The sequence below is a fragment of the Streptomyces sp. CLV115 genome (assembly GCF_038448545.1).
In the GTDB taxonomy this organism is placed as follows: Bacteria; Actinomycetota; Actinomycetes; order Streptomycetales; family Streptomycetaceae; genus Streptomyces; species Streptomyces sanglieri.
In genome coordinates this window covers 1-445 of the sequence record NZ_JBCEWQ010000422.1, presented here as the reverse complement: position 1 = coordinate 445, position 445 = coordinate 1, and the positions used below count along the sequence as shown (strand labels likewise).

At 60.2% G+C, this 445-nt stretch carries 1 rRNA gene; it reads left to right on the top strand.

Going from position 1 to position 445, the window contains the following annotated elements:
* Positions 1–445, top strand: a 16S ribosomal RNA gene (locus tag AADR41_RS42455); the annotation flags it as partial.

The following is a 445-nucleotide window of genomic DNA, read 5'->3' as shown; positions in this document are numbered from 1 at the left end:
CCTACGGGGGGCTGCAGTGGGGAATATTGCACAATGGGCGGAAGCCTGATGCAGCGACGCCGCGTGAGGGATGGCGGCCTTCGGGTTGTAAACCTCTTTCAGCAGGGACGAAGCGAGAGTGACGGTACCTGCAGAAGAAGCACCGGCCAACTACGTGCCAGCAGCCGCGGTAAGACGTAGGGTGCGAGCGTTGTCCGGATTTATTGGGCGTAAAGAGCTCGTAGGCGGCTTGTCGCGTCGACCGTGAAAACTTGGGGCTCAACCCCAAGCCTGCGGTCGATACGGGCAGGCTAGAGTTCGGTAGGGGAGACTGGAATTCCTGGTGTAGCGGTGAAATGCGCAGATATCAGGAGGAACACCGGTGGCGAAGGCGGGTCTCTGGGCCGATACTGACGCTGAGGAGCGAAAGCGTGGGGAGCGAACAGGATTAGATACCCGGGTAGTC